Annotated in this window: 8 protein-coding genes; all 8 read left to right on the plus strand. The window is 72.5% G+C overall.

Going from position 1 to position 15,808, the window contains the following annotated elements:
* Nucleotides 1-1,032 precede the first annotated feature (1,032 nt).
* The 8 genes from BLW85_RS32925 to BLW85_RS32960 all read left to right on the plus strand — a co-directional run bounded on the left by BLW85_RS32925 (nt 1,033) and on the right by BLW85_RS32960 (nt 15,780).
* Entirely contained in the window at nt 1,033-7,077 is a 6,045-nt protein-coding gene (locus tag BLW85_RS32925; protein ID WP_074994751.1) for a type I polyketide synthase, read from the plus strand.
* Complete coding sequence (locus BLW85_RS32930; RefSeq protein ID WP_074994754.1) at nt 7,074-8,894, plus strand: non-ribosomal peptide synthetase; 1,821 nt, start codon at nt 7,074-7,076, stop codon at nt 8,892-8,894. The genes BLW85_RS32925 and BLW85_RS32930 overlap by 4 nt, the downstream gene beginning before the upstream one ends.
* A gap of 32 nt (nt 8,895-8,926) precedes the next feature.
* Nucleotides 8,927-10,708, plus strand: coding sequence for a beta-ketoacyl synthase N-terminal-like domain-containing protein (locus BLW85_RS32935; RefSeq protein ID WP_070029713.1), 1,782 nt, complete (start codon nt 8,927-8,929; stop codon nt 10,706-10,708).
* Nucleotides 10,705-11,946 (plus strand): cytochrome P450, encoded by a 1,242-nt coding sequence (locus BLW85_RS32940; RefSeq protein WP_070029714.1) that lies wholly within the window; start codon nt 10,705-10,707, stop codon nt 11,944-11,946. Before BLW85_RS32935 ends, BLW85_RS32940 begins: the two co-directional genes overlap by 4 nt.
* On the plus strand, nt 11,943-12,140 hold the full coding sequence (locus tag BLW85_RS32945) for an MbtH family NRPS accessory protein (protein WP_070029715.1): 198 nt from the start codon (nt 11,943-11,945) through the stop codon (nt 12,138-12,140). The genes BLW85_RS32940 and BLW85_RS32945 overlap by 4 nt, the downstream gene beginning before the upstream one ends.
* Nucleotides 12,141-12,174: 34 nt before the next feature.
* Entirely contained in the window at nt 12,175-12,870 is a 696-nt protein-coding gene (locus BLW85_RS32950; protein WP_070029716.1) for a formyltransferase family protein, read from the plus strand.
* 268 nt (nt 12,871-13,138) lie between these two features.
* Nucleotides 13,139-14,485 (plus strand): MFS transporter, encoded by a 1,347-nt coding sequence (locus BLW85_RS32955; protein ID WP_074994757.1) that lies wholly within the window; start codon nt 13,139-13,141, stop codon nt 14,483-14,485.
* A gap of 173 nt (nt 14,486-14,658) precedes the next feature.
* Entirely contained in the window at nt 14,659-15,780 is a 1,122-nt protein-coding gene (locus BLW85_RS32960; protein ID WP_074994760.1) for a hypothetical protein, read from the plus strand.
* Nucleotides 15,781-15,808: the final 28 nt, after the last annotated feature.

Raw genomic sequence — 15,808 nt, forward strand, 5'->3', positions numbered from 1 at the left:
ATGCGCGGAGAAAGGGGTGAGAACCGCGGCCAGCAGTTCCGGGATGCTCGGAACCGGCTGCGGGTGGCATTCCGGATCGCGGTACGGCCCGGCGGGACGCGACGGGTGTTCCAGGTCCATGGTCACGAGCGGCCATGACGCACGCGTTCGACGGTCCATGACGTGTCCTTTCCGTGGAAATTTCCCCGGGACTTCCCTGGAGTGCGCGAGAAGCGACCGGACCGCGGCGGTCGAAGTTGCCGTCACATCGACTGTATCCACGGTCATTTGGTGAAATTACTAGGGAGATAAGGGAATTGTCCGCCCATAATGGGAAAAGGCGGAGCGTCGGTGTCGTTGGTTTCGCGCCGACGTCAAAGGGTGGGGCGATATATCCGGTTGTACGAACTTCCGCCGACCCGGAGCCGGCCGCCGGCGGCCGCCTGCCGGTGGCAAGCGAACGGCAAGCAGTCGGCAAGCCACCGACAAGAGCGAACCGGCCACAGGGGCATCAATTCTTGCCAGTGCACCTGTGGTCCGCCCGGTCACTCTTGTCTCGCCCTTCACAGGATGGCAGTCTGACGTTCGCCGATCGGGCGAGCACCTCGTAATCCGATCCGTCTGGGTATGGCGGATCCTCGCGCCCGTCGGCAGTGGCCGTGACAGGAGACGGACGACGTACTCGGCGGGTGGACTGCCGGGCAGTGATTCCGAATCAGTACGTCAGGTGATTCGGTCAGGATGACTCAACGAGGGCAGTCACATTGCAATCATGGGTATTCCGGCAGTCGCGCCTTCACTCGGGTGCCGTTTCTCGGCGTCAAGAGCAACAGCTTTGACCTCTGCGTGGTGAGCCATTCCCCGGCCGGTCCCTTCGGGCTCTGACCGGCCTTCTCCCGGGCGCCGCCGACCCCGGCCGCGCTGACCGGCGCCGCCGCACGCGTGCGCCGCATCACCCCGTCCCCCCCCCCCGCCGTTTCGCGTGCCCGGACCGCCGATCCGACGACGGCGCCGTCCGCCGGCCCCTTCCATCCGCCCTGCCGAGGAGGCGAAATGCCCCATGAGCGCGGAGCGCTCACTGCGCGCGCCGTCACAGACTTCCTGCTTTCTCGCGTCGTCGAGCTGCTGGACGTGTCCAAGGACGCGGTGGACCGCTGGGCCCCGATGCACCAGTACGGCCTGGAGTCGGTGAAAGCCGCGGCGCTCGCCGCCTCGCTCTCCGAGTTCCTCGGCTGGAAGGTCCCCGTCACCTGGATGTGGCAGTACCCGACCATCGACGAACTGAGCCGTGCGCTCGTCGACGGTCCCCGGACCACACAGACCACCGCACCGGTCACCGACCGCCGCACGGCGGCGCGGGAGCCGGTCGCGATCGTCGGCATCGGCTGCCGCTTCCCGGGCGGCCCGGACCCGGACGCGTTCTGGCGGCTGCTGACCGAGGGCCGCGACGCCGTCGGACCGGTGCCGGCCGAGCGCCGCGCACTCCTGCGCGACAGCGTGCGCTGGGGCGGGTTCATCGACGGCATCGACCGGTTCGACCCGCTGTTCTTCGGCATCTCGCCCCGGGAAGCCGTCCAGATGGACCCGCAGCAGCGACTGGTGCTCGAGCTGGCCTGGGAGGCGCTGGAGGACGCGGGGATCGCGCCCCGGGGCCTCGTCGGCAGCGACACCGGCGTCTTCATGGCCTCCTGCTGGGGCGACTACGCGGCACTCGCGCACTATCGCGGCCCCGACAGCCAGATCACCCCGCACACCGCGACCGGCATGCACGACGGCATCATCGCCAACCGCGTCTCCTACGTCCTCGGACTCCAGGGCCCGAGCATGGCCATCGACGCCGCCTGCGCCGGATCGCTGGTCTCGGTGCACCTGGGCTGCCAGTCGATCTGGATGGGCGAGAGCGAACTGGTGCTGGCCGGCGGCGTCAACCTGAGCTTCGTCTCCGACTACTACACCGCCATGGACCGGATGGGCGCGCTCGCCCCGGACGGCCGCTGCAAGACCTTCGACGCCCGCGCCGACGGCTACGTCCGCGGCGAGGGCGCCGGTGTCGTCGTACTCGCCCCGCTGAGCGTGGCGCTCGAACGCGAACTCCCCGTGTACTGCCTGATCAAGGGCAGCTCGGCCAACAACGACGGGGCCAGCAACGGCATGACCGCGCCCAACCCGCAGGCGCAGGAGCTGATGCTCCGTACCGCCTACCGGCGGGCCGGCATCGCGCCGTCCCTCGTGGACTACATCGAGTGCCACGGCTCCGCGACCCCGCTCGGCGACCCCATCGAGGCCAACGCCATCGGCGCGGTCTTGGGCGGTGACCGCCCGGTGCCGCTGCGGCTCGGTTCCGTGAAGTCCAACGTCGGTCACCTGGAGGCCGCGGCCGGCATCGTCGGCCTGGTCAAGCTCGCGCTGTCGATCCGCAACGGGGTGCTGCCCCCGAGCCTGCACTACGCCACCCCCAACCCGCAGATCCTCTTCGACGAGTACGGCCTCACCATCCAGGACCGGCTGACGCCGTGGCCGCGACGGTCCGACGCGCGCCGCGGGGGAGTCAGCTCGTTCGGCTTCGGCGGCGCCATCTGCCACGTCGTCGCCGAGGAACTGCCGCGCCCCGAGGGCTCCCTCGTCCTGCTGGCCGAGGACTCGCCGCAGGCGCTGGCCGAGCGCGCCCGGGCGCTGCGCGACGAGCACGACCTGCGCGCGATCAGCGGCCGGCCGCCCGGCGACGGCGGCTTCCGGCTCGCGGCCGCCGCCCGCGACATGACCGAGCTGAGGGCGCAGCTGGACGCGTTCGCCGACGGTACGGCGGCGCCCGGGCTGAGCGTCGGCCGGCGGGGCGACCGCAGGCCCAGGGTGGCGTTCCTGTTCTCCGGAAACGGCTCGCAGTGGGTCGGCATGGGCAGGCAACTGCTCGCCGGGATGCCGGTGTTCCGCCGCTCCATGATGCGCTCCGACAAACGGATGCGGGAGCTGCTGGGCTTCTCGCTGGTCGACCAGCTGCTGGCGCCCGACGGGCGGCTCGACGACATGGACGTCTTCCAGCCGCTGCTGTTCTGCATGCAGGTGGCGCTGGCCGACGCCTGGCGCTCGCTGGGCGTGGAGCCCGACGTGGTCGTCGGACAGAGCGTCGGCGAGTTCGCCGCCTCCCACATCGCCGGGGCCCTCGACTTCGAGGACGCCTCCCGGCTGGCCGCCTGCCACGGCCGGCTCCTCCAGCAACTGGCCGTCGGGCGCGGCGAGGGCATCGTGGTCACCACCGGCGCCGACGCCGTCAGGCGGTACCTGACCGGGCAGCTCACGGTGTCCGGCCACAACGGCCCGAACTCCACGCTGGTCACCGGCACCCCGCAGGAGATCGACGACCTCGTCCGGCGGCTGACCGAGGAGGGCCTGACGACCCACCGGGTGCGGATGGGCCACGCCCCGCACTCCCCGCTGGTCGACCACGTCCTCGCCCCGCTCAAGGCCGAACTCGCCGGCCTCACGCCCCGGACCACCCGGATCCCGATGATCTCCACGGTCACCGGCGAACGCGTCGACGGCGCCGAACTCGGACCGCAGTACTGGGCGGACAACCTGCGCCGGGAGATCCGGGTCGTCGACGCCCTGACCACCCTGCGCGACCACGACATCGACGCGGTGATCGAACTCAGCCCGCACCCCGTGCTGCTCAAGTCGGTCACGGAGATCCTCGGCGCCGCCACCCTGCCCTCGCTGCGCCGCGGCACCGACGAGGCCTGGACCCTGCTGGGTTCCCTCGGCGCGCTGTTCGCCGCCGGGCACCCCGTCACCGCGAGCCCGTTCCTCGCGGGCGACCGGGGACGCCACGCCACCCCCCGCCAGGGCGCCCCCGCGACCGACGAACGGCCGCACCTCGTGCCCGTCACGGCGCACTCGGCCGCCGCGCTGGCCGACACCTGCCGGGAACTGTCCAACCACGTCGAACGCGACCCGGGCCTGCGGGTGTCCGACCTCGCCTACACCCTGGCGACCAGGCGTTCCCCGCAGAACCACCGGGTGGCGCTGTTCGCCCGCGACCGGCAGGAGGTCCTGGACGGCCTCGCCCGGGTCGCCGCCGGCCGGCCGCACCCGGACGTCGTCACCGGCACGGTCACCGGCACCGGCGACCGGCGCGTGGTGCTGGTGTTCTCCGGCGGCGGCACCCACTGGGTCGGCATGGGCCGTGAACTCATGCGCACCCACGACGGATTCCGCACCTGGATGCGGGCCTGCGACAGCGCGGTACGCGCGGCCGGCGGCTGCTCCGTCCTCGAACAGCTCGACGCGCCGCAGGAGTCGGCCCGGTTCGAGGAGATGGACTTCCAGCAACCCGTCCTGTTCGCCCTCCAGGTCTCGCTGGCCAAGGTCTGGCTCGGGCTCGGGGTACAGCCGGCCGCCGTCGTCGGGCACAGCCTCGGGGAGGTCGCGGCCGCGTGCGTGGCCGGATCGCTGTCCCTTAAGGACGCCGCCCGCGTCGTGGTCGCCCGCTCGCACCTGCTCGAACGCAAGGCCGCACCCGGCGCGATGATCTCCGTCGACCTGCCCGAGCGCGACCTGCTGCCGTGGCTCGTCCCCTACGCGAAGCACGCCGCGATCGCCGTGGTCAACAGCCCCACCAGCGCGGCCGTCTCCGGCTCGCCCGAAGCCGTCCGCGCCCTGGAGGCCGAGCTGCGGCGGGCGGGGGTCTCCACCAGGAACATCCGGGTCGAACGACCGGTGCACAGCCCCGGCATGGACCCGCTGATCGAGCCGCTGCGCGAACGCATCGCCGGCATCACCCCGGCCGCCGGCACCATCGACTTCCACTCCACCGCCCTGGCCGACACGGTGAACCCGGTCGTCGACGTCGACTACTGGGTGCACAACCTGCGCAACCAGGTCCGGTTCGCCGAGACGATCGGCGCGCTGGTCGCGGACGGCGTCGGCACCTTCGTGGAGATCGGCCCGCACGAGACGCTGCGCGGCGCGGTCGAGGAGATCGCGCTGAGCCGCGGCACCCCCGTGCACGCGGTCAACTCGCTGCGGCGCGGCGAGAGCGACCTGCGCTGCCTGCTGGGGGCCGCCGCGTCGCTGTTCGTCAGGGGCATCCCGCTGACCTTCGACTCGCTGTTCGCCGACGACGTCGAGGTCGTGGAGACCCCGCTCGTGCAGTGGCAGAAGGAACGTTTCTGGTTGGACGTCGAGCCGCATGCCGACGCGGCGCCCGAGGCGGTCGCGGCCCCGGCCCCGGCACCGGCGGCACAGACCGCGGCCACGCCCGCGACCGCCCCCGCCGACACCAGGCCGCCCGAGGAGGTACTCGTCGGCGAGATCGCCGACGTGCTCGGCGTCGACGAGCACAGGCTCGACGCGGACTCGCGGCTGCGCGACTTCGGCCTCGACTCCATGCTGGCGATCCGCCTGGTCAACAAGGTGCAGTCGCTGTTCGGGCAGCGGGTGTCGCCGGTGGTGTTCCTGGACGGGCGCACCATCGGGGAGATCGTCGCCCACCTCACCGAGGCCACCCGGGAACCGGCCGCGACCGCGACGGCCGAGCCGCCCCCGCCCGCCCCGTCCGCCGCGCCCGCCCCGCCGGCTCCGGCCCCCCGGCCGGAGCCGGCACCCGGGCCCGGGCGCGCGGCGGCCCTCCCCGACGGGCTGTCCGAGATCGACGCCGGGGAACTGGTCGAGGAACTGGCCGTGCGCGGCCTGCTGGAACCCACCGACGCCCCGGCACTCGACCAACTGCGCGCCGACGGCCTCGGCTTCCGCATCGCCCCGGCCTCGCACGGCCAGGCCTCCCTGTGGTTCATGCAGCAGATCGCGCCGGACGCCGTGCCCTACAACTTCATGGTGGCCGCCCGGATCCGCACCGAGGTGGACGAACAGGCCCTGGAAGGCGCCGTGTCCGCCGTGATCGAGCGGCATCCCGCGCTGCGCACCGTCTTCGTGGAGGCGGGCGGCAGCCCCTACCAGGTCATCCTCGACGACCCGGAGTACGAGTTCGTCGTCCTGGACGGCCCGGACCTGGACGAGGAAGAGGCCCGCGAGGAACTGGCCGTCCAGGGCCACCTGCCCATGGACCTGGACAACGGGCCACTGGTGCGCGTTGTGCTGCTCACCCGCGGCCCCGCCGACCACTACCTGCTGGTCCTGGTGCACCACATCGCCTCGGACGCGGCCTCGGCCGACGTGATGATCCGCGAACTCCAGGAGTTCTACGCGGGCGCCGACCCCGCCGACCGCGAACCGGCCGCCCCCTACACGGAGTTCGTGGAGTGGGAACGGCAGTGGCTGGCCGGCCCGGCCGCCGACGCCGCCCTCGACTGGTGGGCCGAGCGGCTGGCCGACCCGCCCGCCCGCCTCGACCTGTCCCCCGGACAGCGCCCGCCCGGCGTCACCTACGAGGGCCGCGACCTCACCTTCCGCTGGAGCACGGAAGAGACCCGCGTCCTGCGGGAGTTCGCGGTGCGCGAGGGCGTGTCGATCAGCACCGTGGCACTGGCCGGCTTCTTCGCCACCCTCAACCGCGCGGCCGGCGTCGAGGACTCCGTGCTCGCCACCGCCATCGCCCAACGCGGCGAGCCCGGCTGGGAGTCGGCCATCGGCTACTACCTGAACACGGTGCTGGTGCGCGCGAAACCGGCGGGCGACCGCTCCTTCCGGGAGCTGCTGCACGAGGTCCACGCGTTCTCGCTCGGCCTGCTGGAGCACATGAACTACCCCCTCGACCTGCTGGCGTCCACCCTGAAGCCACCGCGGACCGAGGGCCGCTCCCCGTGGTTCGACGTCGTGCTCAACTGGCTGTCCGCGGACGCCTTCCCGCGCTCCGTCAAGCTCTTCCACGGCATCGGCGACACCATCGCACCCGACGGCGCCCTGCCGCTCGAACCGCTGCCCGTCCGCAGGCACCTCGCCAAGTTCGACCTGGAGATCTCCATGGCCGAGATCTCCGGCGAAGTGGTCGGCCATGTCCAGTACAAACCGAGCTACCTGGAGAAGCAGACCGTGACGGCACTGCTCAGCCTCTACCGCACCGTGCTCTTCGACTCGATCGCCCGACCCGACCTGGCACTGGACGCCATCGCGCCGGCCGGCCTGTCCGAGGGGACGGACCAGTGACCCAGACCCTGCACGCGCAGTTCGCCGAACAGGCCGCCCGGACCCCGGACGCCACCGCGGTCTACGCCGACGCCGGCGTCGTCACCTACCGCGAGCTGGACGAGCGGTCCCGCCGGCTCGCCGAACGGCTCACCGCCGAGGGCGCCGGTCCCGGCGTCCCGGTCGGCGTCTGCGTCGAGCGCACGCCCGACCTGCTCGCCGGCATCCTGGCCGTCCTGCGCACCGGCTCCTGCTACGTCCCGCTGGACCCCCGGTACCCCGCCGAGCGGCTGGCCTTCATGGTCCGCGACAGCGGAACCCGCCTGCTGCTGACCACGCCCGCCTCCCGCGCCAACTGCCCGGCCGGACCGACCATGGTGGTGCTGGACGGGACCGTGACGACCGAGCCCGGCGAGAAGCCCGTACCGGTCGTGCCCGGCGACACCGCCTACGTGATCTACACCTCGGGCTCCACCGGGCGGCCCAAGGGCGTGGCCGTACGGCACGGCGGCTGCGTCGCCATGCTGTCCGCGATGGACCGGGTCCTGGCCGGCTGCGACCTCAGCGGCGTCTCCGCGGCCAGCTCCATCTGCTTCGACATGTCCGTGATGGAGATCTTCCCCGCGCTGTGCCGCGGCGGCGCCGTCGTGCTCGTGGAGAGCGCCGTCCACCTCCCCGAGAGCCCGCACGTCGACCGCATCACCCACCTGCACGCCATCCCCTCCGTGATGAACACCCTGCTGGACGCCGGCGGCCTGCCCCCGAACCTGCGCACGGTCGTGTTCGGCGGCGAACCCCTGCGGCGCAAGCTGGTCGACCGGGTGTACCAGGAGACCGGCGCCGACCGGGTCTTCAACGCCTACGGGCCCACCGAGGGCACCGTCTTCTGCACCTTCGGACCGGTGCCCGAGAACGGCACCGACGAGCCCACCATCGGCCCGCCCACCGACGGCGCCCGGGTCTACGTGCTCGACGAGAACCTGAAGCCGCTGCCGCCCGGCGTGCCCGGCGAGCTGTACCTCGGCGGCGCCGGCCTCACCCACGGCTACGTCAACCGGCCGCGCACCACCGCCGAACGGTTCGTCCCCGACCCGTTCCGGGACGGCGAGCGCATGTACCGCACCGGCGACGTCGTCCGGCTGACCGACAGCGGCGAACTCGAGTTCGTCGGCCGCACCGACAACCAGGTCAAGGTGCGCGGCCACCGCATCGAACTGGAGGAGGTCGAGGCCCGGCTGACCGGCTGCCCCGAGGTCCGGGAGGCCGCCGCCGTCGTACGGGGCCGCAGGCTCCTCGGGTACGTCGTGCCCGAGGGCGAGGCGCCCGACGGCGTCCGGGTGGACGCCGCGCTCCAGGCCACCGTCACCGGCAAGCTCGCCACCGAGCTGCCCGACTACATGATCCCCTCGGCGATCGTCCTGCTGCCCGCGCTCCCGCTGACGCCGGGCGGGAAGCTCGACCGCGCCGCGCTCCCCGAGCCGCCGGCCGCCGGCACCGGGCGCCCGGTGACGCCGGCCGGCACCCCGACCGAGGTGGCGCTGGCGGAGATCTGGGGCCAGCTGCTCGACCTCGAACCGGCGAGCATCGACGTCCGGGCCGCCTTCTACGACCTCGGCGGCGACTCGCTGCTGCTGGTCCGGCTGGCCCGGCTGATGACCCGGCGGTTCGACCGCCGGGTCCGCGTGCCCGACCTGTTCAGCTTCCGTGACATCCACTCGCTCGGCCGCTGGCTGGACGACGAGAGCGGCGCCACCCCCGAGGCCGTGCAGTCGGCCCGCCGCCGGGCCACCGTCCGCCGCGCCGCGCTGCGCGGCCGCGCCGCCTCCGGCGGCAACTGAGTCCCCCGACCCGACCCGAGCAGGAGCCTTTCATGTCCGACAGTCCAGAGCAGGACTACGACCCGGGCGACGTGGCCGTCATCGGCATCTCGTGCCGGGCCCCCGGCGCCCGCACCAAGGAACAGTTCTGGGACAACCTCGTGCACGGCAGGGAGTCCGTGACGTTCCTCGCCAAGGACGAGATCACGGTCGACGAGACCCTGATCAACAACCCCTATTACGTACGGGCCTGCGGCATCCTCGAAGGGTACGACGCGTTCGATCCGTCGGTGTTCGGCATCAGCGACCGGATGGCCGCCGTGATGACCCCGGAGAACCGGCTCTTCGTGGAGAGCGCCTGGGAGGCGCTGGAGGACGGCGGCTACGACCCCGACCGGATCACGGGCGAGGTGGGCATCTACGGCGCCAACAACCCGCAGACCGCCGCCCTGTACAGCTCCCCGCCGGACCGGGTGTCGGTCGGGCCCGAGGCGATCGAGCACGGCCTGGCGTGGTCGCCGGACACCATGACGTCCAACGCCCTCTACTACATCGGGCTGACCGGCGAGGCCGTCACCGTCACCACCGCCTGCGCCGGCTTCCACTACGCGGTGCACCTGGCCTGCCAGTCCCTGCTGCTCGGCCAGACCGACCTGGCGATCGCCGGCGGCGCCATGGTCCGGCTGCCGCAGCCCCGGGGCCATCTGTGGGAGGAGGGCCGCATCCTGTCCCGGGACGGCCACTGCCGCCCCTTCGACGCGGGCGGCACCGGCGCCGCCCTGTCCAGCGGCGTCGCCACCCTGCTGCTCAAACCACTGGCCGAGGCGGTCGCCGACCGCGACCACATCTACGCCGTGATCAAGGGCTCGGCCATCAACAACAACGGCGTCAGCGCGATGGCGTACGGACTGGCCCAGCCCGAGCGGCTCAGCGCCTGCATCGCGGGCGCCATGCAGGTCGGCGGCGTCACCCCGGAGACGGTCTCCATGTACGAGGCCAACGGTCTCGGACTGCCGATGACCGACCAGCTCGAAGTGCACGCGGTGAGCATGGCGTTCGGCAAGCAGACCGGCACCTGCTCGATCGGCTCGGTCAAGAGCAACGTCGGCCACGGCGGCGTGGTCGCGGGCGGCTTCGGCGCCGTGAAGGCCGCGCTGGCCCTGTACCACCGGACGCTGGCGCCGACGATCAACCTGACCGACGTCGACCCGGACATCGACTTCCCCAGCACCCCGTTCGTGCCGCAGCTGGAGGCGGCCGACTGGGAGCCGGAGGCCGGCGTCCGCCGCGCGGGCATCACCGCGATCGGCGGCGGCGGATACAACGCGCACCTGGTCCTGGAGGAACCGCCGGCCCTCGCCGAGCGGGCCCCCGAGACCGCCGGACCGCGACTGGCCACCCTGTCCGCCCTGGACGACGAGGCACTGGCCGACCGGCGCGCCCGGCTGCGGGACTGGCTGGTCGCCAACCCCGAACTGCGCCTGGACGACGTGTGCTTCAGCCTCAACCTGGGCCGCCGGGCGATGGACCGCCGGTGGGCGGCCGTGGTCCGCAGCCGCGAGGAACTGATCGAGGCGCTGTCCGCCGACGCGCCCCGCGGCCTGGTCACCACGACGGCCGCCGCGCCCCGGGTGGACGAGGACTCGCTGCGCCACGACGACCGCGGGATCGTGCCGTCCGGCCAGGACGCACCGGCCCTGTTCGACGTCGCCGCGGCCTGGGTGACCGGCCGCCGGGTGGACTTCGACGCCCTGCACCGGGGCGAGACCAGCCACCGGGTGCCGCTGCCCACCTACCCGTTCCGGCCGCGCCGCCTCTGGCGGACGGACTGGTGAGCGTGCGCGCGCCGGCCCCGGAGACCGTCGACCTGGGCGACCCCGGCACCTTCGCGGACCACGACCTCGACGCGTTCTGGCGCACCCTGCGCGACACCGCGCCGGTGCACTGGAACCCGCCGGCCGACGGCCGCCCGGGGTTCTGGGTGGTCTCCCGCCACGACGACATCATGGCCGCCTACCGGGACGACGAGCACTTCACGTCCGAGCGCGGCAACGTGCTCGTCACCCTGCTGGGCGGCGGGGACGCCGGGGCCGGCCGGATGCTGGCCGTCACCGACGGGCACCGGCACCACGAGCTGCGCAAGATCCTCCAGCGGGTGCTGTCGCCGCGGGTGCTCAGCGACGTCGCGGCGGCGGTGCGGGCCAACACCCGGCAGCTGATCCGCGAGGCGGTCGAGAGCGGCGGCTGCGACTTCGCCGAGCAGATCGCCGCCCGCATCCCGATGACCACGATCTCCAACCTGCTCGGCGTGCCCGAGCAGGACCGCGACTACCTGCTCGAACAGACCAAGGCCGCGCTGTCGGCCGACACCGAGGACGTCGACGAGGTCGACTCCGAGATGGCCCGCAACGAGATCCTGCTGTACTTCATGGACATGGTCGAGGAGCGGCGCGAGACGCCCGGCGACGACGTGATCAGCATGCTGATCGCCAGCTCCATCGACGGGGTGCCGCTGTCCGACGAGGACATCGTGCTCAACTGCTACAGCCTGATCATCGGCGGCGACGAGACCAGCCGGCTGACGATGATCGACGGCGTGCACACCCTCGCGGCCCGCCCGGACCAGTGGCGGCGGCTCAAACACGGCGAGGTCGCGATCGACACCGCCGTGGACGAGGTGCTGCGCTGGGCGTCGCCCACCATGCACTTCGGGCGCACGGTCGTCCGCGAGACCGAGCTGCACGGCGTACCGCTGCGGCCGGGCGAGATCGTCACGCTCTGGCACGCCTCCGGCAACCGGGACGAGCGGGTCTTCGACCGGCCCGGCGAGTACGACCTCGGCCGCACCCCCAACAAGCACCTGGCCTTCGGCTACGGCCCGCACTTCTGCCTCGGCTCCTACCTGGCCAAGGTGGAGATCGCCGAACTCCTCATGGCCTTGCGGGACTTCACGACCGGGTTCGAGCAGACCGGCGAGGCGTTGCGCATCCGGTCCAACTTCCTGACCGGGTTCTCCACGCTGCCGGTGCGGTTCTGGCCCGACGACTCCGGAATGAAAGAGGTCGACCGATGAGCGGCAACCCCTTCGACGGCGGTGAGGGCGACTGGCTGGTGGTGGCGAACGAGGCCGGACAGCACGCGCTGTGGCGGCCGTATCTGGAGCTGCCGAAGGGCTGGCGGATCGTCCACCGCGGCCCCCGCCGCGACGACGCCCTCGACTACGCCGAACAGAACTTCACGGCTCCGGTGGACACGCCGACGGCCTGAACAGGTACCCGACCAGCGAGCGCCGGGAGCGCGAGTGAACATCTACATTTCAGGGCAGGGGGCGTTCGCGGTGCAGGTCGCGGACGCCCTGTGGGACGAAGGACACCGGATCGCGGGCGTGGCCGCCCCCCGGCTGCGCAAGGGGCACTGCGACGAGAGCAACGCGATGTCCTGGGACCGGCTGCGCTCCTGGGCGTACCCCAGGAGCGTCCCGTGGACGGACTCGGCCGAACTGCGCGCGATGCACGTGCCGGACGGGGTGGACATCATCGTCGCCGCGCACTCGCACGCCTTCATCGGCCGCCGAACGCGCGCCCGCGCCGCCGTCGCGGCCATCGGCTACCACCCCAGCCTGCTGCCCCTGCACCGGGGGCGGGACGCGATCCGCTGGACGATCCGCGACGGGGACAAGGTGACCGGCGGCAGCGTCTACCACCTCACGGAGCGCACCGACGGCGGCCCGATCGCCGCGCAGGAGCACCTGTTCGTGCCCCCGGGCTCGACCCCGCAGAGCCTGTGGCGCGAGCATCTGGCGCCGCTCGGGGTGCGGTTGCTGGTGCGGGTGGTCGCCGACCTCGCCGAGGGCCGGCGCATCGAGGTCCCCCAGGACGAGAAGCTGGCGACCTGGGAGCCCGCGATGGACGCGCAACCGCTGTTCAAACCCGAACTCATCGCGCTGCCCGGAACGGCACTCGTCGACGGCAGCAAGTGGGCCCTGCACGCCCGGTGAGCCGACGGCGTCCGCCCTGTTCACACGGGGCGTGCGCGGCGAACTACACGTCGTTTCCGGCCAGTTGGGAAGCAATCGATTGACCTGGGCGGGGCGCGGTGATCGGCTTGTGGGGTTCGTACGCAACCCGCCTGGGGAGAGGAAGCAACACCGCCATGCACAACGGATCATCACGGGGACGGGCCCGCCCGGCCGCGGACGGCCGGCAGCCGGGCTTCGGCGGCCGGCGCCCGTCGGACGGCCGCGGCGTGTTCCCCGGCAGGCCCGCATGACCAGCGTCGCGACGACGTCGCAGCAGAGGTCGGGTCTGGCGCTCGGAGTGCTGGCCGGGGCGCTCGCACTGGATCTGAGCGGAATGGCCGTACTGAACGCGGCCCTGCCGTCCGTCGGCGCGCGCTTCGGCCTGGCCGACACCACCCTCCAGTGGGTGATGACGGCCTACTCCGTCACGTTCGCCGGCTTCCTGCTGGTGGGCGGCCGGCTGGCCGATGTGTTCGGCAGGCGGCGGGTGTTCGAGGCCGGGGTCGCCCTGTTCACGGCGGCTGCGCTGGTCGGGGCCCTGGCACCGGACGGCGCGGTGCTGCTCGGCGCGCGGGGCGTCCAGGGCATCGGCGCGGCCCTGTCCGGCCCGGCCGCCCTCGCCCTGCTGACCGAGGTGTTCCCGGAGGGGCCGGAGCGCGGTCGCGCGCTCGGCGTGTACGCCGCGGTCGGCGCGGCCAGCTTCAGCGGCGGCATGCTGCTGGGCGGCGTGCTGACCGAGTTCCTCGGCTGGCGGTCGGTGCTGTGGTTCTCCGTGCTGCTCGGCGTGCTCGTGCTCGCGGTCACCCGGGCCGGGCTGCCCGACGGGACGGGCCGCAGGGGGCCGGTGGACATGGCCGGCGCGGTCTTCGGCACCCTCGGTCTCGCGCTGCTCGTCGTCGGCGTGAGCCTCGGCGGGACGTGGGCCTGGGCCCTGGTGGCCGGCGCGGTGCTCTTCCTGGTGCTCTTCGTCGTCCGCGAACGCGGCACCGCCGACCCGCTGCTGCCGCTCGGCCTGTTCCGGGTCCCGTCGGTACGGCTGGCGACCGCGGCGGCGTTCCTCCAGTACACGGCGTCGGTCGGCATCGTGTTCTTCGCGCCCCTGTACCTCCAGGGGATGCTGGGGTACTCCCCGGTCGAATCGGGTCTCTCCCTGGTGCCGATGTCGCTGACGGTGTTCCTCACCGCCAGCTTCGTCACCGGACGGCTGCTGACCAGGTTCAGCCCGCGGACCCTGATGGTCACCGGGCTGGTGCTGATCGGCGCGGGCACGGCGCTGTGGGTCACCACCCCGCACCACGGCGACTACCTGCTGCACGTGATGCCCGGACTGGTGATCAGCGGCCTCGGTCAGGGCCTGAACTTCCCGGCGATGACCACGGCCGGCCTGGGCGGCGTGCCGCCGCACCAGCACGCGGTCGCCGGCGCGGTGAACGTCGTCGCCCAGCAGATCGGCTCCAGCGCCGGAGTCGCGGCCCTGGTCCTGGTCGCGGCGACCGCGAACGACCGGCTGTCGGGCTACCACCTGGCCTATCTCGTGGCCGGCGTGGCGTGCGTGGCAGGTGCCGCGGGCGTCGCCGCGACACGGCGCAGCTGAGCGCCCGCGGCCTCGCCGGGCGGGCGGGAACCGGCCGCCGGTTCCCGCCCGCCGGCCGGTATGGGAGCCGTATAGGGCGACCGCGGAGGATCTTCGTGCCTGTTTGCGCAAGCGTCGACGGCAGGCCGAGTCCCCCCACGGACACACTGCCCAGACCCCAGGAGACGCACTCGATGACGAAGACCGGCGTCCGGCGCCTGATCGGCTCCGCGCTGACCGTACTGGTCGCATCCGCCACGGCGGCGGCGGTGTCCGCCGCGCCGGCCGCGGCGGCCGTGACCGTGGCCTGGCAGAAGATCGACTACCCGCTCGCCGACGAGGTATGGAGCTTCACCCCGCTCGCCGACTCGACGTACACGGCGACGACCAGGTCGGGCGGGGGACCGTTCTGCGACCCCTGCAACGTCACCTACCAGCTGTGGCAGAAGCAGGCCGGCCAGGCGTGGAAGGACATCTCGCCCCCCGGCAAGGAGATCGTCGACTCGACCACGGGCACGGCCGCCGACGACGTGTGGGCGTTCAAGAACGACAACGGCCTGATGGGGTATCACTGGGACGGAACCGCCTGGACGGAGAACTCTCCCGACAAGGCACATTTCGACACGAAGGACAGCAAGGCGCTCTCGCGCGACGACGTGTGGGCGGCCGGCACCTACCAGGTCACCACCGCGCAGTGGGTGCCCGCCGTGGCGCACTTCGACGGCCGGGGCTGGAACGTCACCAAGCTGCCGGACTCCATGCAGAAGGCCACGCTCAACACCATGAGCGTGAACGCGGACAACGACATCTGGGTGGCCGGCTTCAAGGACAAGGGCACCATCAGCGGCGACGCCTACCAGCCCTTCGCGGCGCACTGGAACGGCACCCAGTGGACCGAGTCGGCGCTGCCCTCGTCCAGCCCCAACAGCACCCTCCTGTACGCCGTCGTCGCCAAGAGCCCGAACGACGTGTGGCTCGGCGGCAACCTGTACAACCTCCAGGGCGACGTGAAGGGCGGCAAGACCGGCGGCTACGTCCTGCACTGGGACGGCAGCACCTGGAAGCGGGCGGACGTGCCGGGCACGGACATCCACTGGGTCAGCGACTTCGCCTACCACGACGGCCGGCTCTGGGCCGGACTGACGTCCGACACCGGCAAGCCGGCGGCCCGCTGGACCGGCACGTCCTGGGAGTTCGTCACCGGCCCCAACGGCACCCTGTCCAAGGAAGGCCAGCTGTCCGCCTCACCCGACGGGTCCCTGTACGTGAACGACTACTCGACCCTCGCCCGGCTGGCCCCGCAGTCCCTGCGGTGACGTGACACGGCCCCACCGGCACCACCCG

The organism is Streptomyces misionensis, assembly GCF_900104815.1.
Taxonomy (GTDB): domain Bacteria; phylum Actinomycetota; class Actinomycetes; order Streptomycetales; family Streptomycetaceae; genus Streptomyces; species Streptomyces misionensis.